18 protein-coding genes are annotated in these 18,895 nt (G+C 67.0%); 11 read left to right on the top strand and 7 right to left on the bottom strand.

The features are described from left to right. Positions 1 to 26: 26 nt before the first annotated feature. Positions 27 to 362, bottom strand: a complete 336-nt coding sequence (locus VGM71_RS04940; RefSeq protein ID WP_331542707.1) for a hypothetical protein — start codon at positions 360 to 362, stop codon at positions 27 to 29. Positions 363 to 398: 36 nt separating this feature from the next. Further along, positions 399 to 1,073, bottom strand: a complete 675-nt coding sequence (gene bioD / locus VGM71_RS04945) for a dethiobiotin synthase (RefSeq protein ID WP_331542708.1) — start codon at positions 1,071 to 1,073, stop codon at positions 399 to 401. 74 nt (positions 1,074 to 1,147) lie between these two features. On the opposite strand from bioD, the gene VGM71_RS04950 reads away from it, so the two are divergent. Continuing rightward, positions 1,148 to 1,636 carry a GAF domain-containing protein gene (locus VGM71_RS04950; protein ID WP_331542709.1) on the top strand — a complete coding sequence of 163 codons (489 nt, stop codon included), beginning with the start codon at positions 1,148 to 1,150 and terminating at the stop codon, positions 1,634 to 1,636. A 136-nt stretch (positions 1,637 to 1,772) separates the two neighbouring features. Here VGM71_RS04950 and yihA read toward each other — a convergent pair whose 3' ends face one another. Beyond that, complete coding sequence (gene yihA, locus VGM71_RS04955) at positions 1,773 to 2,417, bottom strand: ribosome biogenesis GTP-binding protein YihA/YsxC (RefSeq protein WP_331542710.1); 645 nt, start codon at positions 2,415 to 2,417, stop codon at positions 1,773 to 1,775. A 173-nt stretch (positions 2,418 to 2,590) separates the two neighbouring features. Between yihA and VGM71_RS04960 the strand changes: the two genes are divergently transcribed. The 5 genes from VGM71_RS04960 (at position 2,591) to VGM71_RS04980 (ending at position 6,340) form a co-directional block, all read left to right on the top strand. Further along, on the top strand, positions 2,591 to 3,400 hold the full coding sequence (locus VGM71_RS04960; protein ID WP_331542711.1) for a c-type cytochrome: 810 nt from the start codon (positions 2,591 to 2,593) through the stop codon (positions 3,398 to 3,400). Positions 3,401 to 3,489: 89 nt separating this feature from the next. Continuing rightward, the gene (locus tag VGM71_RS04965) at positions 3,490 to 4,371 is read left to right on the top strand and encodes a thiol:disulfide interchange protein DsbA/DsbL (protein WP_331542712.1); all 882 of its coding nucleotides are present in this window, start codon (positions 3,490 to 3,492) and stop codon (positions 4,369 to 4,371) included. Positions 4,372 to 4,400: 29 nt separating this feature from the next. After that, positions 4,401 to 5,054 (top strand): thiol:disulfide interchange protein DsbA/DsbL, encoded by a 654-nt coding sequence (locus VGM71_RS04970; RefSeq protein WP_331542713.1) that lies wholly within the window; start codon positions 4,401 to 4,403, stop codon positions 5,052 to 5,054. 81 nt (positions 5,055 to 5,135) lie between these two features. Beyond that, a complete protein-coding gene (locus tag VGM71_RS04975) occupies positions 5,136 to 5,966 on the top strand; it encodes an endonuclease/exonuclease/phosphatase family protein (protein ID WP_331542750.1) in 831 nt (276 codons plus the stop codon). Further along, positions 5,963 to 6,340, top strand: a complete 378-nt coding sequence (locus VGM71_RS04980; protein WP_331542714.1) for a hypothetical protein — start codon at positions 5,963 to 5,965, stop codon at positions 6,338 to 6,340. The genes VGM71_RS04975 and VGM71_RS04980 overlap by 4 nt, the downstream gene beginning before the upstream one ends. 107 nt (positions 6,341 to 6,447) lie before the next feature. Here the strand turns inward: VGM71_RS04980 and VGM71_RS04985 are convergent, their stop codons facing one another. Next, the gene (locus VGM71_RS04985; protein WP_331542715.1) at positions 6,448 to 8,085 is read right to left on the bottom strand and encodes a glycoside hydrolase family 17; all 1,638 of its coding nucleotides are present in this window, start codon (positions 8,083 to 8,085) and stop codon (positions 6,448 to 6,450) included. A gap of 148 nt (positions 8,086 to 8,233) precedes the next feature. On the opposite strand from VGM71_RS04985, the gene VGM71_RS04990 reads away from it, so the two are divergent. Genes VGM71_RS04990 through VGM71_RS05000 form a run of 3 tightly spaced genes read left to right on the top strand, consistent with a single transcriptional unit; the run spans position 8,234 to position 12,559 of the window. After that, positions 8,234 to 10,345, top strand: a complete 2,112-nt coding sequence (locus VGM71_RS04990; RefSeq protein WP_331542716.1) for a transglycosylase SLT domain-containing protein — start codon at positions 8,234 to 8,236, stop codon at positions 10,343 to 10,345. Positions 10,346 to 10,385: 40 nt separating this feature from the next. Continuing rightward, a complete protein-coding gene (locus tag VGM71_RS04995; RefSeq protein ID WP_331542717.1) occupies positions 10,386 to 11,324 on the top strand; it encodes a complex I NDUFA9 subunit family protein in 939 nt (312 codons plus the stop codon). Positions 11,325 to 11,332: 8 nt separating this feature from the next. Next, positions 11,333 to 12,559 carry a multifunctional CCA addition/repair protein gene (locus VGM71_RS05000; RefSeq protein ID WP_331542718.1) on the top strand — a complete coding sequence of 409 codons (1,227 nt, stop codon included), beginning with the start codon at positions 11,333 to 11,335 and terminating at the stop codon, positions 12,557 to 12,559. Positions 12,560 to 12,689: 130 nt separating this feature from the next. Here the strand turns inward: VGM71_RS05000 and VGM71_RS05005 are convergent, their stop codons facing one another. Together VGM71_RS05005 and VGM71_RS05010 are read right to left on the bottom strand one after the other, a co-directional pair. Continuing rightward, positions 12,690 to 13,883, bottom strand: a complete 1,194-nt coding sequence (locus VGM71_RS05005) for a class I SAM-dependent methyltransferase (protein ID WP_331542719.1) — start codon at positions 13,881 to 13,883, stop codon at positions 12,690 to 12,692. Positions 13,884 to 13,927: 44 nt separating this feature from the next. Further along, the gene (locus VGM71_RS05010; protein ID WP_331542720.1) at positions 13,928 to 16,036 is read right to left on the bottom strand and encodes a TonB-dependent receptor; all 2,109 of its coding nucleotides are present in this window, start codon (positions 16,034 to 16,036) and stop codon (positions 13,928 to 13,930) included. Between the two features lie 151 nt (positions 16,037 to 16,187). Here VGM71_RS05010 and VGM71_RS05015 point away from each other — a divergent pair, with 151 nt between their 5' ends. After that, positions 16,188 to 17,036: a hypothetical protein gene (locus VGM71_RS05015; protein ID WP_331542721.1), complete on the top strand. Its 849-nt coding sequence runs from the start codon at positions 16,188 to 16,190 to the stop codon at positions 17,034 to 17,036. A 52-nt stretch (positions 17,037 to 17,088) separates the two neighbouring features. Further along, entirely contained in the window at positions 17,089 to 17,826 is a 738-nt protein-coding gene (locus VGM71_RS05020) for a pteridine reductase (protein ID WP_331542722.1), read from the top strand. 126 nt (positions 17,827 to 17,952) lie between these two features. On the opposite strand, the gene VGM71_RS05025 is transcribed toward VGM71_RS05020, so the two are convergent. Then, entirely contained in the window at positions 17,953 to 18,807 is an 855-nt protein-coding gene (locus VGM71_RS05025) for a DUF6159 family protein (RefSeq protein ID WP_331542723.1), read from the bottom strand. Between the last annotated feature and the right edge of the window lie 88 nt (positions 18,808 to 18,895).

The following is an 18,895-nucleotide window of genomic DNA, read 5'->3' on the forward strand; positions in this document are numbered from 1 at the left end:
TCGCGCACAGGGTGCGCTCCTACCGGTCAGCGGGTATCGCGGAGCTCCCAGCTCGACCCGATCAGGAGGTTCAGCCGGTGCTTCACGATGCGCATCGGCAGCGTGGTGGTCAGCTGCACGTCGGTGCGATCGCTGGAAAGCTCCCCGCTGGCCGAGGCGCCCCCGTCCGTCACGCCCAGCGAGGGGTCCACCTCGTCCGGTTCCGGCTGCTTGGCTCGCCAACGCTTGAACAGGTCGTCGCTGCGCATCGCATCGGCGATGGCCGAGGCAAGACTGACCGGATCAAGGCCTTCGAAGGAGATATCTTTGTCCGGGCCTCTCGCCTTGCCCAGGTCCTTTACGGATAAGTAGTAAGTCGTCATGGCGTCCTAGTTAAAGCGGAAGGCGTGAACACGCCGTCAGGCAAGCATCGCGAGGTCGAGCAGTATGGCGGCGGAGGCTGGCGCGACGCGATGGGGCAGTACGCCAAGGCATGGCGCGGGCAGGCATTCGCGCAAGGTGGCGATGTTTTCCTCCAGCAGCGGCATGGTCGGTTCCACGATGTTCGCGATCCATCCGGCGAAGCGGCAGCCGTCGGCCTCGATGGCTCGCGCGGTGAGCCGCGCGTGGCTGATGCAGCCGAGCCGGATGCCCACCACCATCACCACGCCCAGGTTCCAGCGCATGGGAATGTCCTCCATCGACATGCCGCTGCCGAGTGGCACGAGCCAGCCGCCCACGCCCTCGACCACCACGCGCTCGTAATCCGCCGTCAACGCCTCGAATGCCGCGTCCAGCGGAGGCCAGTCAATGACTTTGCCGGAACGCGCGGCGGCGAGGTGCGGCGCTACCGCCTCTTCGAGTGCGATCGGATTGACCAGGTCGTAATCCGGCGGCGACGAGCTGGCCGCCTGCAGGTCGAGCGCATCCTGGTTGCGCATGCCGCCTCCGCGTCCGCGCCCTGAGCCGCTGGCGATCGGCTTCATGCCGGCCACGCGCTCGCCCGCCTGGCGGAACGCATGAACCAGCGCCTGGGCGCCGTGGGTCTTGCCGATACCGGTATCGGTACCGGCCACGAAGAGGTGTTTCGACATGGGTGCGCGGCCTTGCGGAAGCGGGGACGTGGCACCATACACGGCTTCTGTCTACGAATCGCGCCGGAACCGCCATGTTCGAAGCCAAGGCCATCGCCACCGGCGACAAGGCAACCCTCTACGCCGAACTGGCCCAGCAGGCCGAGGGCCTCATGCATGGCGAGACGAACGTCATCGCCAATGCCGCCAACTTCGCCGCGCTCGTCTACGATGCCGTTCCCGACCTCAATTGGGCAGGTTTCTACCTGTTCGACGGCACGGAGCTGGTCGTTGGTCCGTTCCAGGGCAAGCCAGCCTGCATCCGCATCGCGCTCGGGCGCGGCGTCTGCGGCACGGCGGCGCAGACGCGCGAAACCCAGGTGGTCCGCGACGTGCACGAGTTCGCGGGGCACATCGCCTGCGATTCGGCGTCGAATTCCGAAATCGTGGTGCCGCTGGTGAAGGCCGACGGCAGCCTGTTCGGCGTGTGGGACGTGGACAGCCCGTCGGTAGCGCGCTTCGACGACGAGGATCGCAAGGGCATGGAAGCGATGTGCCGCGCGTTCATGGCGACCCTGGGCTGACGTTCCGGCCTTCACGGTAGGAGCGCGCCCTGCGCGCGACATGTTTTCGCCCCTGTCCCCATCCTCGCGCGCCAGCTCCGGGTCACTGCCTCAAGACATGTCGCGCGCAGGGCGCGCTCCTACGATTGGGGTAGCGTCAGAGTTCGTGCGGGCGCGGTGTGCCCAGCAGTTCCATGACCCGCGCACGCGCCTCTTCCACGCCGGTTTTCGCGGTGGATGAAAAAATCTGCGCCGTGCCCGGCACGCTGTTCGTTCGAAAATCCTTGCGAAGCGCTTCCAGCGCTTTCGAGGCCTCGCCCCGCGAGACCTTGTCCGACTTGGTCATCAGCACGTGGCACGGCAACTCCGTGGCCGCGCAGAACTCCAGCATCGTGCGGTCGAAGTCCTTCAGTTCGTGGCGAATGTCCACGATCAGTACGATGCCGCGCAGGCTGCGGCGGATCTTGAGATAAGCGTCGATCTCGCCGCGCCAATGCTGGCGCATCGCCTCGGGCACCTTCGCGTAACCGTAGCCGGGCAGGTCCACCAGGCGGGTGTCGATCGGCGCCGCACCCTCCACTTTCAGCGGCGACAGGTCGAACACCACCATCAGCTGCGTGCGGCCCGGCGTCTTCGAGGTGCGTGCCAGGCCGTTGTGCCCCGTGAGCGCATTCAACGCGCTGGACTTGCCCGCGTTGGACCGGCCGGCAAAGGCCACCTCCGCCCCCTGATCGTAGGGAAGCTGGGTGATTTCATTCGCGGCCAGCACGAAGCGCGCGCTGTTCAAGGGATTGGAAGACATGGCTAGGGGGCCGCAGGGCGCGAGGAAGCGAAGGTTCGGGAGTGTATGCGATCGAGTACCGCCGCGCGCAGTGACGCGGTTTGACCGGGCTCTCCTGCGCCCGCCATAATCTTTTGGTTGAGGCGCGGCAGGGTGCGCGCCCACGGTCCGGAAGGTTCCCTTTGGAGAGACTTATGAAGTTTCGGCACGCCGCCGCTGCCATTACCGCGTTGCTTGTCATGAATGCAGCCGCGGCCCAGACCGCCGCCCCCGCGAAGCCGGCATCCGCGCCGGCTCCGGCCGCCACCGTTGCCGCGAAACCCGTTGCGAATCCCGCGTCGGACCCGGCCACTCCGGGCATGCCGCAGGCCGCGACGCCCGTGGCACCCGCCGGTGCCGAAGCCACCGCCGCGCTCAAGCCCGGCGATGCCACCACCGGGCAGGGCAAGGCCGCGGTCTGCGGCGCCTGCCACGGCATGGATGGCAATTCCGCCGATCCGCAGTACCCGCGGCTTGCGGGGCAGAGTGAGCAGTACATCGCCGCCCAGCTGGCCAACTTCAAATCGGGCAAGCGCATGAGTCCGATCATGATGGGCTTCGCGCAGCCGCTGTCCGAGCAGGACATGCACGACATCGGCGCCTACTTCGCCACGAAGACCTCCCTGCCCGGCGTGGCCGACCAGGCGCTGGTCGAGCAGGGCCAGACGCTTTACCGCCAGGGCGACCTCGACCGCGGCATCCCGGCCTGCATGGCCTGCCACGGCCCGGACGGCCGCGGTAACCCGGGCGCGCACTACCCGCAACTCACCAGCCAGCACGCCAAGTACGTCGAGGCGCGCCTGAAGGGCTGGCACGACAATGGCCCGCAGAGCGACGACGCTCACACCAGGATCATGGCCAGCATCGCGCAGAAGCTCGACGACAAGGACATCGCCGCGGTGGCGAGCTATCTCGAGGGCCTGCACACGAACGAACCGGCTTCTGCTGCGCCGGCGACGCCCTGAGGCGTTAAAGTTAAGGGTACTCTGAAGAGATCGAACGGGCCTTCGGGCCCGTTCCTGTTTAAGAAGGTAAGAAAAGGACCCCCATGCATATGCGCCTTCCCCTCCTCTGCGCCGCCCTGATCGCGCTTGCCGCCTGCGGTGGCGGCACCAACGATACCGCCGCCAATACCCCGGCCGCGGCGTCGACCGCCGCCACGGCTCCCACTGCTCCGGCGGCGCCCACGCCCGCGCCTGCCGCCGCTTCGACCGCCACGGCAGCTGCGCCGGCTACCGATGCCGCCACCGCCGTCGCGACGCCTGCCCCGGCCGCGGATGCCGACGACAATCGCCCGGCGCCCAAGCCCTTCGTGGACGAGGGCAAGTGGGTCGAGGGCAAGCACTACTTCCGCATCGATCCCGCCCAGCCGACCAGCACGCCAGGCAAAATCGAGGTCACCGAGGTGTTCTCGTACGGCTGCCCGGCCTGCTTCCAGTTCCACGGCATCGTGGACGAACTGGCCAGGAACCTGCCCAAGGGCACGGTGATGACGTACACCCCGGCCGCGTTCCGCCCGGACGAGAACTGGCCGTTGCTGCAACGCGCCTACCTCACGGCCCAGGCCTTCGGCGTGGACAAGCAGAGCCACGACGCCATGTTCGACGCGGTGTTCAAAAGCGGTGAACTGGGCATCATGGATCAGAAGGCAGCCAAGCCGAAGGCGCCTTCGGCCTGGCCGACTATCGACGACGTCGCGAAGTTCTACGCGAAGTTCGGCGTGAAGCCGGAGGAATTCGTCGGCACCGCCAGTTCCTTCACGATCAACACCAAGATGAAGCGCGCCGATGAACTGATCCGCGCCTACGAGGTCGATAGCACGCCTACGATCGTCGTGAACGGCAAATACCGTCTCACCCCGATCAGCGCCGGCGGATATCCGCAGGCGGTCGAGCTCACCCAGTGGCTCGTCACCAAGGAAGCCGCGGGCAAGTGACCGCGATTCGACCCCAGCCGGAGATCTCCATGTTCAAGCGCCTTTCGCTCCTTTTCGTCGGCCTCGCGCTGACCGCCGCATGCAGTGCGCGCCCCGCGGCCGATGCGGCCGCACCGTCGTTTACCGAAGGCCAGGAGTACGTGGCCACCACCACGCCGCAGCGTCTCGACCCGAAGGACGGGAAGGTCGAGGTCGTTGAAGTGTTCTCGTATGGATGCATCCACTGCGCGCACTACGAGTCGTATGCGGAAACGCTGCAAAAGGAATTGCCCAGGGGCGTAACGTTCCGGGTGGTTCCGGCCGCCTTCAATGATGCATGGCTGCCCTACGCGCAGGCCTACTACGCGGCGCAGAAACTGGGCGTGGCGAATCAGGCCCATGCTGCGCTGTTCAAGGCGATCCACACCGACCATTACCCGATTCACACCATCGAGGAATTGGCTGGCTGGTACGCCATGAACTATCACGTCGACAAGACGAAGTTCATCGAACTGGCGACGAAGGACGAGGGTATTCGCCAGCGCATCCTCGCCGACGGCAAGCTGGTCCAGGCCTGGGGCATCGACGGCACGCCCACGATCGTCGTCGACGGCAAGTACCGCAGCAACCAGATCAAGGACTTCGACCAGCTCAACGGCGTCGTGAAGTACCTGGTGGACCGGGAACTGAAGGGCAGCAAGTAAGCCTCCATCGATGCCCCCCGTTCACGTGACGGGGGGCATCCTCTGGCTCCCATGGGCCAGCCGAGAACCGATGCCGCATCCATGACCCGCGCCACGCCGAACCATTCAACCGCTCCGGAGCGCACGCTGCGCCTGCTGAGCTGCAATATCCTCGCCGGCGCGAGCGTCCAGCGTTACAGCGATTACGTCACCCGCAGCGTCAACGCCGTGCTGCCCGGCCGATCCAAGCTGGCCAACCTTGATTCGCTGGCCGAACTGCTCCACGAGTTCGACCTTGTCGGCTTGCAGGAAGCGGATGCGGGAAGCCTGCGCTCCGGCTTCCTCAACCAGACCCGATACATCGCCGAGGCATCCGGCATGCCGTACTGGAGCCACCAGCCGAACCGGCCGATGGCCCGCGTGGCGCATTCCGCCAACGGCCTGCTGAGCCGTATCGAACCGAGCGAAGTCATCGACTACCCGTTGCCCGGCCGGATCAAGGGTCGCGGCGCGCTGCTCGTCCGCTTCGGCGACGGCACGGATGCGCTGGTGGTGGTCATCGCGCACCTTTCGCTGGGGGCCGCCGCACGCATGGGCCAGCTCGCCTTCATCGCCGAACTGCTCGCGCCATATCCGCATGCCGTGCTGATGGGCGACCTGAATACCGAGCCGGCTAGCGCGGAAATGCGCCACCTGTTCGACCGGACGGCCCTGCAGCCGCCGACGGTGGCGACACCGACCTTTCCGAGCTGGAATCCGCGACGCGCACTCGACCACATCCTCACCTCCGCCGACATCAAACTCGACCGGATGTGGACGTTGCCCCGCGCGTTCTCCGACCACCTGCCCCTGGCCGCGGAGATCCGCCTGCCATTGTCCCTCGCACGAGCCTTGGGCGCGGCAACCATGGACCAGGCACCGACACGACCATGAAATCGAACCTGCACATCGCCCTGCCCTGGGGCATCATCGTCGCCGTCGCCCTGGCAGCCGTCCTCACGCGTTACGCATTCATCGAACCGCCGTACATGGCGCATGCCTGCGATGCGCAAGCGGCAGCGTGGTGGTGCGGCCTGCGCAATGCCATCGTTCGGGGTTTCCTCGACAACGGCTACGGTTATGCGGCCGTGCTCGCAGCGCTGCTGGCGCTATTCTGGCGACATGCGTTCGCCGCCACGCTCGCCGTGTGCCTCGGCGTCGTGGCATTGCAGTTGTACTGTTATGAAGGCGGCGCGCTGGCGCTGCTGGTCGGCACGCTACGCCTCGTGCGCGTGCAGTTCGACCGGCCAAAGACCGCCGCCGCCTGAGCCCACCTGCCTTCGGGTAGGAGCGCGCCCTGCGCGTGACAGCCTTTCGCGACTACATGGCAGGCCTGTTGCTCCTCGCGAAAAGCTGTCACGCGCAAGGCGCGCCCCTACCGGACAGATCCGGCCCGGCGCCACGCCAGCAGCACCGGCAGGGCCAGTGTGAGGTTGAGCAACAACCAGCCCCATGCGACGGCGTTGGCACCGAGTTCCTGCGCCACCACCGCGGCGCCCAGCAGCACGAGCCAGATCGCCAGCACGCGTTCCTCCACGAGCGGCATCAGCGGGCTTTCGCGCGTGTGCAGCAGGGCAAGCATCAGGAAGCCGATGCACGGCATCGCGAAAAGGCCGATGGGAAAGTCGCGGTAGCGTCCGTTGAAGACCATCAGGATGCCGTACAGCGCGAAGAAGAACATCCAGAGGAAGCGCTGCGGCGTGAAGACCTCGGTCCACGCGATGCCCAAGAGGCGTCGCTGGGCCGGTGGTGGCGCAACCTCGGCGGGATTCACGGGCGCCGCGAGGCGCGCGGCGATCGCGCGGGCGAGGGAGAGTGCCGTCAGCGCGGCGGCGATGCCGGCCGCGATGCCAACGGCCCACTCCAGAGGGTTACGGCAGGCGAAGTACAGCAGCCGTGCGTGCGCCGCCAGGGCGGTGCCGGCGGCGAATCCGGACAGCGCAAGCGATATCCATCCCGCCACGCCGCGCCAGCGCCGGCGGAAAGCGCCGGCCAAAAGGAAGAACAGGGCACCGGTACCGCCCGCCGCGATGGCCCACGACCAGCGAGGCTCTTCGACCACCGACCCGCTCATCGCGAACTTCGGCCGGCCCTGCACGTCGAAGATGCCCCAGAAGCCGCCCACCGTACCTTCGAGGTCGCGCTTCCATGGCTGGTCGAACGCCTCGATGAGGTTGTACGGCATGTCCACGGTCGCGGCGTAGTTGAGGAACTCGCGCAAGTAGCGCGCCTCGTTCACCAGGCTGGCGCCCGCGTCGCGACGCGAGCGTCCCTCGCTGGGCCAGCCCGTTTCGCCGATCATCACCTGCTTGCCGGGGAATTCGACCTTCATCCGCTGGTACACGTCGGCCACATGGCGGACCGCCTTTTCCGGCGCCACGGGCTCGTCTTCCCAGTAGGGCAGGATATGGATCGTGACGTAATCGGTGGCCTTGGCCAGGGCGGGATGCTGCTGCCAGAACTCCCACACGTCCGCGTAGGTCACGGGCACGTCGGTGGCCGCGTTCACGCGCTCGATATAGCTCGCCAGCGCCTTCTCCGTCAGCTCCTGGCGCAGGAGCACCTCGTTGCCCACGACGATGCCGCGCAGGCTACCCGCGTCGCGTTTCGCCGCCGCCAGGGCGAGTTCCACTTCGCGTTCGTTGGCGGCCAGGTCGCGGCCCAGCCAGATGCCCATGAGTACCTTCATGCCGTAGCGGCCGGCCATGTCGGGCACGGCGCCAAGCCCCTGGCTCATCGAGTACGTGCGCACGCAATCGAACCGGGTCGACAGGACCTTGAGGTCGGCGTCGATCCGTTCGGGCGAAATGAAGGCGTGCGGGTCGAACGGTGTTTCACCGTCGAACCGGAAGGGGGCGTACGACACGCAGGCGATCTTCGCGGTAGGCGAATCCGGCAAATCCACCGGCCGGCCCAGCAGCCACCAGTACGCCGCGCCAAAGGCGGCGGCGATGACGAGGACGATCCATGCGAGCGGGCGCGCGAACCGCGCGTACGGGGTGTGGGGCGTCATGCCGTTCCAGTCGGGAGCAGAAAGTGAGCGCGGCAAGCTTAGCGGGCGGCGCCCCCGAGGGCGAATGCCTCCCGCGCGGGTCGTTCATCCGGCTTGCGCCCGGTATTCCCTACAATTGCCAGGGTATGTATTCGTAAAGGAAGACCCGATGATGGCTGCTCCGGCACCGCGACGCACCCGCCGCTCCCTCCGGGCCCTGGCCTGTCTCGCCCTCGCCATCAGCGGCTTCGTTGCCGCCCCCGCCCCCGCCGCCACGGCTGCGGGGACGGATACCGAGCGTGCCCGCTTCCGCCAGGCCTACGCCGTGGCACAGCAGCAGGGTGGCGAGGCGTGGCGCGCCCAGGCGACGGGGCTGGAGAGCTACGTGCTGTTTCCCTACCTGGAGGCGGCGGCGCTGGAACACGATCTGCGTACGCTCGACCGCGCGCGCGTGGACGCCTACCTCGCGCGATATCCGGGCCTGATTCCCGCCGCCGACCTCCGCCGCGACTTCCTGGGTGAACTCGCCCGGCGCAAGGACTGGACCACATTCAGCGCGATGTACCAGCCCGGGCTGGGCGACAATTTGAGTTGTTTCGCATTGCAGGCGAAGCTCGCGCGCAACGAGCCGCTGATTTTCGAAAGCGACTTCGCCGCATTGTGGAAAAAACCGAGCCTGCCCGACGCGTGCGATCCCGTCATCGCCGCCGCACATGACCAGGGACTGCTCACCAGCGAGCGCGTGTGGTCGCGCATCGACGCCGCCGCCGATGCCGGCAAGGGCGGCACCGTTGCGTCCCTGGCACCGTGGCTGCCACCGACGGACGCTCCCGCCGCACAACGCATCGGCCAGGCCCTGAACGACCCCGCCAGCGCCCTTCGCGAAGCCTCCACCTGGCCGGATACGCCCCGTCACCGCCAGGCGCTGACCCTGGCGCTGCAGCGCATGGCGCGAAAGCAGTCCACGGTCGCGGATACCGCGTGGCAATCGCTCAAGCCGCGCTTCACTCTCAGCGAGCAGCAGCGTGGCGCGGTGGAGAATGCCCTGGCATTGTTCCACGCCACGGATTTCGACGAATCGGCGCTCGACCGCCTCGCGGCCCTTCCCCCGGGCGCGCAGACCGACGCCACCCGCGAATGGCGCGTGCGCGTGGCCCTCGCCCGGCAGGACTGGACGGCGGCGCTGGCCGCGATGGATGCACTCGGCGAATCGCAAAAAGACGACGGCGAGTGGCGTTATTTCCGCGCGTTCGTACTCGCGAAACTCGGCCGGCAGGCCGAGGCGCAGGCGCTGTACCGTGCGGTGGCCCAGGAGGCCACCTATTTCGGCTTCCTCGCCGCCGACCGGGTCGACGCCGCTTACGCCATCTGCCCCTCGAGCATGGCGACGGACGAAACCCGCGAAGCCGCGCTGCTTTCGGATCCGGGCCTCGATCGCGCTTTCGAGCTCTATGCCGTGGGCTTGCAGAAGCTCGCACGGCGCGAATGGACGGCGGCGCTCACCAGCCGCGACGCGGACACCAGACGCCTTGCCGCCGACCTCGCTTTCCGCAAGGGCTGGTACGACCGCGCCGTGTTCGGGCTGTCGTCCGGCGATGCACTGCGCCTTTACGAGCAGCGCTTTCCGCTGGCGCGCCAGGACGGCGTGGTGGAGCAGTCCAGCCAGGCCGGCATCGAGGCGCCGTGGGCGTACGCGATCATCCGCGCGGAAAGTGCCTGGATGAGCGACGCCCGCTCCGGCGCCGACGCACGTGGCCTCATGCAGCTGCTTCCGACCACGGCGGCACTGGTGGCGAAGCGCAACGGCCTTTCCTGGGGCGGCGGCGAAAGCCTCTACGAGCCGGCAACCAATATCGTCCTGGGCACGCGTTACCTTGCGCAGATGGCGGCCCGCTACAGCGGCGCGCCCTGGCTCGCCAGCGCCGCCTACAACGCCGGCCCGAACAAGGTCGACCAATGGGTGGAAGCACGGGGCACCCTGGAGCCCGACCTCTTCGTGGCCAGCATTCCATACAAGGAAACCCGCGAGTATGTCGCCCGTGTGATGGCCTTCGCCGTCATCTACGACTGGCGCCTCAACGGCAATGCGCTGTCCATCGCCAGCCGGATGACGCCATTCGGCAACGTGTACGCATTGCCGAATGGCGGAGCGGTGCGCAAGCCGGTGACCTGCCCCGCGCCCGCGGTGGCGAAGCCGACGCCGCCCACGACGCCAGCCGTTTTGCAGCCGGCGCCGGCCGAGGCCTCGTCGGCGCCCACCCCGCAGGAACCCAGGCAGTGACCCGCTTGGCGGCGGCACGGAAGGGGCCTACGCTGCTCGCATGAAAGCACAGCGCATCGTCATCCTCGGCGGCACCGGGTTCCTCGGCGGCAGCCTCGTGCCCCGGCTGGCCGCCGACGGACACCGCCTGCTGCTGCTTTCACGCAACCGCGAGGCACACCGGCAGCGCGCCGTGGGACGAAACGTCACCGTCGTAAGCGCCGACGTCTATGATCCGCCGAGCCTGCGCCGGCACATCGCCGATGCGGATGCCGTCATCCACCTCGTGGGCATCCTCAACGAAAGCGGCCGGAAAACCTTTCAGCGCGTGCATGTGGACCTGGTACGCCTCGTCGTGGAAGCCTGTCGCGACAGCGGCGTACATCGCCTGCATCTCATGAGTTCGCTGAAAGCCGGTCAGGGATCATCCGCCTACCTGCGTTCGCGTGGCGAAGCGGAGGCGCTGGTGAAGGCATCCACGCTGGACTGGACCATCTACGAACCCAGCACCATTTTCGGGCCGGGCGATGGCCTCGTCACGCGCTTCGACGGCCTGTTGCGCATCGCCCCCATCGTGCCGCTCCCGCGCCCCCGGGCGAAGATGGCGCCGGTCTACGTCGGCGACGTCGCGGAAGCGATCGCACGCGCCGTCACCGATCCGTCGTCCGTGCTGCGCACGTACGAACTGTATGGCCCGGAGACGTGGTCCCTGATCGACATCGTGCGGGGCATCCGCGACGCACGTGGCCGGTACCGCCTGGTGTTGCCCATGCCCGATACGCTCGGCCGCCTGCAGGCGCAGATCGCGCAGTTCGCCCCCGGCAAACCCTTCACGCCGGACAACTTCCGCTCGCTGCTGACGGACTCGGTGGGTCAGGTCGACGGCCTCGCCCAACTCGGGATCCAGCCGCAGCGACTCTCTGCCTGGCTGCCCCGCCTGCTCGGCCCATCCGTGCGCCAGCGTCGTCTCGACGAAGCTCGCGCCCGGCGCCGTACCTGAAGACACCTATGGATATCTATCTTGTTGGCGGCGCCGTCCGCGACACGCTGCTGGGCCGCCCCGTGATCGACCGCGACTGGGTCGTGGTGGGCGCCACGCCCGAAGACATGCTCGCCGCCGGTTACCGCCCGGTTGGCAAGGATTTCCCGGTCTTCCTGCATGGACAGACCAAGGAGGAGTACGCGCTCGCGCGCACCGAACGCAAGACGGGCCGCGGCTACCACGGCTTCGCCTTCCATGCCGATCCATCGGTGACGGTGGAGCAGGACCTGGAGCGGCGCGACCTTACCATCAACGCCATCGCGCAGCATGAAGACGGCACCCTCGTGGATCCCTTTGGCGGTGTGCGCGACATCGAGACGCGGACGTTGCGGCACGTGTCCGACGCTTTTGCGGAGGATCCCGTACGGCTATTGCGCGTGGCCCGTTTCGCGGCACGCTACGCGCCGTTGGGTTTCAGCGTGGCGGACGAGACCATGGCGCTCATGCGGCGCATGGTGGAGGACGGTGAAGTCGATCATCTCGTTCCCGAGCGCGTATGGGCGGAAACGCGCAAGGCGCTGTCGGAGCCGATGCCGTCGGCCTTCCTGCGCGTGCTGCGCGAGAGTGGCGCGCTGCGCGTGCTGTTCCCCGAAGTGGATGCGCTCTACGGCGTGCCGCAGCGACCGGAGTTTCATCCCGAAGTCGACACCGGCGTCCATGTGGAACTGGTGGCCGATGCCGCCGCGAAGCTCGCGCCCGGCGACGCGCTCGTTGGCTGGTGCGCGCTGACCCACGACCTCGGCAAGGCGCTGACTCCGGCCGATGTGTTGCCCCGGCACATCATGCACGAGCAGCGAGGCATCGAGCCGGTGCGTGCGATCTCGGCGCGGCTGAAGGTACCGGTGGAATACGCCTTCATGGCGGAGATGGTCTGCAAGCACCATCTCAATGCGCACATGGCGCTGGAGCTGAAGCCTGCGACGATCCTGCGCCTGTTCGAAGGCCTGGACGCATTGCGCCGTCCCGCGCGACTGGAGACCTTCCTGCTTACGTGCATGGCCGACAAGCGCGGGCGCCTCGGCAGCGAGGATGCGGACTATCCGCAGGCGGATTTCCTGCGCGCCTGCCGCGAGGGCGCTGCGGCGATCACGTCGCAGCCGTTCGTGGAGAAGGGTTTGCAGGGGCCGGCGATCGGCGAGGCGATGAAGAAGGCGCAGGTACAGGCAATTACCCAAGTGCCGAGGCCCTCGTAGGAGCGCGCTTGCGCGTTTATGCCCGCGTCGGGTACGACATTTTTTGAGGCCTTGAGCAACAGGGCCTGCTGTTCTTCGCGAAAAACTGTCGCGCGCAGGGCGCGCTCCTACAGTTGTGGCGGCAGTGCTTTTACAACCGCGAGCCCCGGTCGGCCGCCATGACATCCGCCGGCAGCGCCGCCGCGTCGATCCCCTTGGCGAACATCATCACCTGGAAGCGTTCGCCCATCTGCTCGGGTAGCGTGAGCTTCTTCACTTCCTGCGCCAGGCGATAGCGCGCCGCTTCGTCCTCCAGCGCGAGGTAGTCGCTCTCGAAAAATTCCTGCATGCCGGTAGCTAGCAGGAACTGCGCCTGCGGCATGTACGCGGCTACGCCGAATCCGGCACTGTTGCCGGCCTCTGCCAGCGCGGTGAAATCCACCGACGCGGTGAGGTCCTGCAGACCGGGAAGGTGGAAGGCGTCGCCATGCGTACGATGCCGGTAGAAGGCGCGCAGGGTGCCGTCGGTGCGCTCGGGCAGGTAGAACTCGCCGCGCGTATAGCCGTAGTCGGCGAATATCATCGCGCCGCGACGCAGGGTGCCGGCCACCGCCTGCAGCCAGTACGGCAACTGCGGCAGGATCTCACTGCGATATCCCGCTTCGAACTCGCGGCCGAGGTCACGTTCGACATGGCGCACGGCGCCGCCCACCAGGGTATCGGCGGGACGGTCACTGCGCGCGAAGCTCCCGTTACCGTCGAGGATCACGTGCTCTTCATAGACCTCGCCGTCGCGCGTGGTGAAGCGCGTGGTCGGCAGCGCGTCGATCACTTCGTTCGCGAACAGCACGCCGTCCCATTCCGTTTCCAGCGGCCCATCGAGCCAGACCGCGCGAGCGAACAGCCCGGCAGGCAATGCCGCGCGCAAGCGTTCCCGCTGGCGTTCGCGCAGGTCCGCGCTCGGCTCCAGGATCATGAAGCGGCGCGGTGCCCGTCCTGCGGCATCCAGCGCCAGCAGCGCGGCTTCGGCGAAGGCGCCGGTGCCGCCGCCGAGTTCGAGGAAGTCCGCATCGGGCCCCAGCGAAGCCAGCACCGGCTCGAACGCACGTGCCATGCAACGGGCGAAAAGCGTGCCCAGTTCGGGCGCCGTGACGAAATCGCCTTCGGCGCCAAACTTGGCCTTCCCGGCGCTGTAATAGCCGAGGCCGGGGGTATAGAGGCAGCGCTCCATGAAACGCGAGAATGGCATCGGCCCGCGGGCGGCGATCTCCTCGCGCAGCAGGCTCGCGAGGTGGTCGGAATGAGCGCGCTCGTCGGCGCCGGGTTCGGGAAGCTTCGCGTTCATGCCGTGCGTGTTCGGGATTGAGCCCGCAGGATAACGGATCGCGATCAGAAATCCTGCTGAAGGGACAGGAACAGGCCCCGGCGTGGTCCGAACTGGGGTGCGCCCACGCCGATGCCCGAGCCGTCGCGGATCTCGTAAGTACGGTCGAGCGCGTTCACCAGGGCCAGCTGCGCGTGCGTGGCGCCCTCAGGCATGAGGTGGAAATCGTGCGACACGCTGAGGTTCAACTGGAAGTACGAGGGCATCGTGTCGCCGTTCGGCACCAGCCCGTCGCGGCGCAGGCCCGAACCGAACAGATAATCCGCGCCGACGCGCGTCGCATCGTCGAAGGCATAGCTGATGCCACCCGAGGAGGTGTACTTCTGGTCGTGGTCCAGGTGGATGAAATGGTCCTGGATGTAGGCGAGGTCGTCCGGATCGAAGTTGTACTGGCCGGTGATGATGCGCTTGCCCACCGAACGGTTGTACGCGAAGTTGAAGTACGCGGTGAGCGCGCCACCGTCGTAGTTCAGGGTGAACTCGTCGCCCTTTACCTTGCCCTGGTCGTAGTTGAAGGTGGAATAGACCAGCGCGGTGCCGAACTGGCCTTCGTCCTGGATGCGGGACACGCGGCGATAGTAGCTGTCGAGGCCCACCGTCCACTCACTGCCGAGCTTCTGCGAGATGCCGATGTCGTAATAGCTGGAGCGCTCCGCCAGGGGCGTGTCGTTGCCTTCGCCCGGCAAGGCATTGGTCGTGCCGGCGAACTTCCCGATCGACGTTGGGCTGATCATCTCCGACGCCGGCGGCGTGAAGTAGCGCGAGTACCCCGCGTGGATCGTGGTGCTGTCGGTCGGCTGGTAGACAACGCCCACGCGCGGGCTGAGCTGGCTTTCCGGGCGAAAGGCGTCATAGCGGTCGGCGCGCGCGCCATAGTTCACCGTCCACTTCTCGCCGATGCTCCACTCGTCCTGCAGGTAGAGCGCATAGGTGTGAGCGACGATCCGGCTGGCATCCACGATATTGAGTGGCGTGGTCGAGGCCTGATTGCCGTCGCCATCTGCGGGGAAGACCAGCGCATCGTTGGTCGCCGTGGCCCTTTCGAACGAGGCATACATGCCGTAGCGCAAGGTGTGGCTGTCGCCAAGCGGCGTCGAGAAATCCGCCTGCAGCGTGCTCGCGCGATTGGCCCGGCGGACGTCGGATGCGACACCATTGAACATCAGGTCGCCGATGTCATCGGGCGTGAAATCCAGACTGCTGTAGCGCTGTCCCGCCGACACCTGGTAAGCCGTACTGCCAAGCTTGCCCTGCAGGCTGAGGATGCCGAAGCGGGTCTTCTCGCGCTGGCGTTCATCCAGCTGCGCCGAGTCGAAGTTGGTCACATCGAGATAACCGAACTCCGGCGCCTGCCCGGGATTGTTCGGGATCTCGAAGCGGTTGTTGGTGGCGCCGAACAGGAAGCTGAGGCGCGTGTCGTTGTCGATCAGGTAAGAGATATCGCCGAACGCCTTCACCTGGTTGGTGTGGTCGTGGACCGGCTTGCGGCTGGAGGTCGGGTTCTCGATACCGGCATCGTTCTCGAGATAGTTCGCCGTGAGGAACCAGCTCCAGGCACCGCTGCGGCCGAACAGGGTGGCATTCGGGTTCACCGTGCCGAACTGCCCGCCGGTGATTCCCACGCTGCCGCCCACCCCATCCTTCGACGGCGAGCGGGTGGTGATGTCGACGATGGCCGCCGTGCGTTCGCCGTACTGTGCCGGGAGGGCACCGGTAAGCAGCTTCACGTTCTGGATCATCCGCGCATCGAGGGTCTGGCCAAAGCCTCCGATGCTTTCGGGAATGAGCACCCCATCGATCCGGTACTGCAGGTTCGCGTGGTCGCCGCGCACGTGCAGCTGTCCGTAGGAATCCTGCACCACGCCCGGTGCCTGCAGGATCACCTGGTTGAGCGGTGTGGAATCGCCCAGCGGCAAGGCCTGGATGGTCTGCCGGTCCATCACGTACTGGCTGCTGCCCGTATCGGGCGAAAGGCTGTTGCGCGCCTCATCCAGCCTCGCGGTGACGTCGACGGCGCCCAGGTTCGTGGCTTTTTGCGGGGGAACGTCGCCGGCGTGGGCGGTAGCGGCCGCGAGGGCCAGTGCGATGCAGGACGCGAGGCGAACAGGGGTCATGGGCTCACTTCGTAAAATGTTATAACGTATCAATAAGTGTGAAGGCCGAAGCTTTCACGTTGCTTTCGGCCACCACCGCCCCGGTGCTTCATGGACGAATCACGTGACGGCGGCGACGATGTCCGCGCACCCGCACACGGAGTCAACGACGATGGTAAAACGCGATCCGGCCTCGACGTCAAAGGAGATCGTTCCCGTCACCGCCGACCGCGGCGAAAGCCCCGTGGCGAAGGCGATCCTGGAGTTCGTCAGCCGCATCCCGGACAGCGACATCCCGAGGGCCGGCAAGGGGAACGTCGATGAGGCATGCCGTCGCCTGGCGAGCGCCGCCGCGAACAAGGCCGCGATCACGGCCGGCTCGCTGGCCCTGCCCCCCGGCCCGCTCGGCTGGCTCACCGTGCTGCCCGAGCTGGTTGCCATCTGGCGGATCCAGGGCCAGCTGGTCAGCGATATCGCCTCGGCGTACGGGAAGACGGCGACGCTCGGCCGCGAGCAGATGCTCTGGTGCCTCTTCCGTCACACCGCCGCGCAGGCCTTCCGCGACGTGGCGATCCGCGTGGGCGACCGCCTTGTATTCCGCACCGCCGCCACGAGCGTGCTGCAACATCTCGCCGGACGCATCGGCGTGAGTGTTTCGAAACGAGCGGTCGGCAAGGGCATATCGCGCTGGCTACCGATCGTCGGCGCGCTGGGCGTGGGCGCCTACGCCTACTACGACACGGGCCAGGTGGCGAAAACCGCCATCGACCTGTTCAGCGGCGACGTCCACATCGACGACGGCGATACGCCTGCGGCGAAGAGTAAACGGCGGGCTTCCGGGACTGCCGCAAACCCTGTGGGAGCCAACTCCGTCGGTGATCCGAAGCCGAAGACCTCGGCCCGCAAGGCGGTAGAGAAGGCAATCGCGAAGAAAACTGCTACCCGCAAGGCCGCCAAGAAATCCGCCCCGCGCGCCGCCACCGCGAAGAAAACCGTCGCAAGACGCAAACCCGCGACGTGACGCGCGGCACCGTTTACGGCAAGCTCGTGCGGATCACGAACAGGAGCAAGCCGTGAACCCTTCCCCGGTCATCCTCGTCACCGGCGGCGCGCGCCGCGTGGGTGCCGCGACCGTTCGCCGCCTGCATGCGGCAGGTTGCTCGATCGCCCTGCACTATCGCCATTCCGCCGGCGAAGCCGATGCGCTGGCGGGCGAACTCAACGCCGTGCGCGATGGCAGCGTGGCCACCTTCGCTGCCGCACTCGAAGACGATGCGGCGCTGCACCCGTTGGTCGAATCGGTAGTGCGCAGGTTCGGTCGACTCGACGGCCTGGTGAACAACGCCTCGGCGTTCTATCCGACGCCGATCGGCCAGACCACGGCGGCGCAATGGGATGACCTGTTCGCCGCCAATGCGCGGGCACCGTTCTTTCTCGCCCAGGCGGCCGCACCCGCGTTGCGCGAAGCGAAAGGCGCGATCGTCAGCATCGTCGACATTTACGCGGAACGGCCGCTGGCCGGCCACACCGTCTATTCGATGGCGAAGGCGGCACTCGAAATGCTTACCCTGTCGCTCGCGAAGGAACTGGCACCGGAAGTGCGCGTCAACGCCGTGGCTCCCGGCGCGATCCTCTGGCCATCATCGGGGAAACCGGAGGAAGCCGCCGACGCGCTGATCGCGAAGACCCCGCTCGCCCGCAAGGGCGAGCCCGAGGATGTCGCCGAGGCGGTACGCTGGCTGCTGATGGATGCGCATTACACGACCGGGCAGGTCGTGCGCGTGGATGGCGGCCGGGCCCTTACGATCTGAACCAAGATGCCGTAGGAGCGCGCCCTGCGCGCGACAGCTTTTCGCGAAAGAGCGACAGGCCTTGTCGCTCACGGCCCAGAAGCTGTCGCGCGCAAGGCGCGCTCCTACACAAACAAAGTGGACGGGTCAGTTCTTCGAACGGAACGCCGATTCGAGCAGCGCACGGTCGAAGCCCTGACCCGGATCGCCGTCCTGCGCGTAACGATAAAGCGCGGCGGAGTACACGCCGTGCATCGCCGTCTGGAACAGGCTCAGGGCGATGAGCGCGATCACCGCCACCACGCCCACGGCGACCATCAATGCGATCGACTTCGTCGCGACCGCGGCGAAGAACAGCACGCCGCTGGCGAAGATCAGGCAGACGGTGAGGATGCCACCGGCCAGGCCGATGCCGGCGTTGCCGATCAGGTTCTCGCCCCAGGTCTGCTTAAGCAGCGAGGTGCTGCGCTTCACCGCATCGATCGGACCCACGTCCTGCGCGGCGAGTACCGGCACCACGAGGAACGTGGCCACTGTCCAGCCAAGACCGAGCAGGCCCACGACGATGCGACCGACGAAGCCGAGGCGTTCCTGCAGGGCGCGCAGGATCATGCCCACCGTCGCGGCGATGAGGGCGTAGCCGATGATGTTCGGCAGCTTGGCCATGGCGGTACGGAGGCCATCGCCCAGGGTGGGGTTGCCGCCGCTAAGGCGAATCATGGCTGCCGAAGCGAGTGCGACGTTGAAGAAGATCACCACGCCGTATTGCACGAAGTAGAACAGGAAGCTCACCAGCAAGAACAGCGGCGAGACATGCTGGCGCTGGCCTTCGAGATCCACGTGGTGGTGTGCGAACAGCGTATACACCGGCCACGCGAACGTGGCGACCACGATCAGCGATGCCAGGCCGGCCAGCAACGGAAAGAGCATCAGCTCCTTGTCCTGGCGGAGGATGGTGGCGCTGGCCTTCATCAGCGCCCAACTGCGTCCGAACTTACCCATTTCCTTGTATCCCCGTGGTCCGATGTGGGAGGCGTTGTAGCATCTTGGACCCGCCCCCGCCAGTTACCCGCAGGAGCGCGCCTTGCGT

Origin of the sequence: Luteibacter sp. (genome assembly GCF_036499525.1) — a bacterium.
Classification (GTDB): domain Bacteria; phylum Pseudomonadota; class Gammaproteobacteria; order Xanthomonadales; family Rhodanobacteraceae; genus Luteibacter.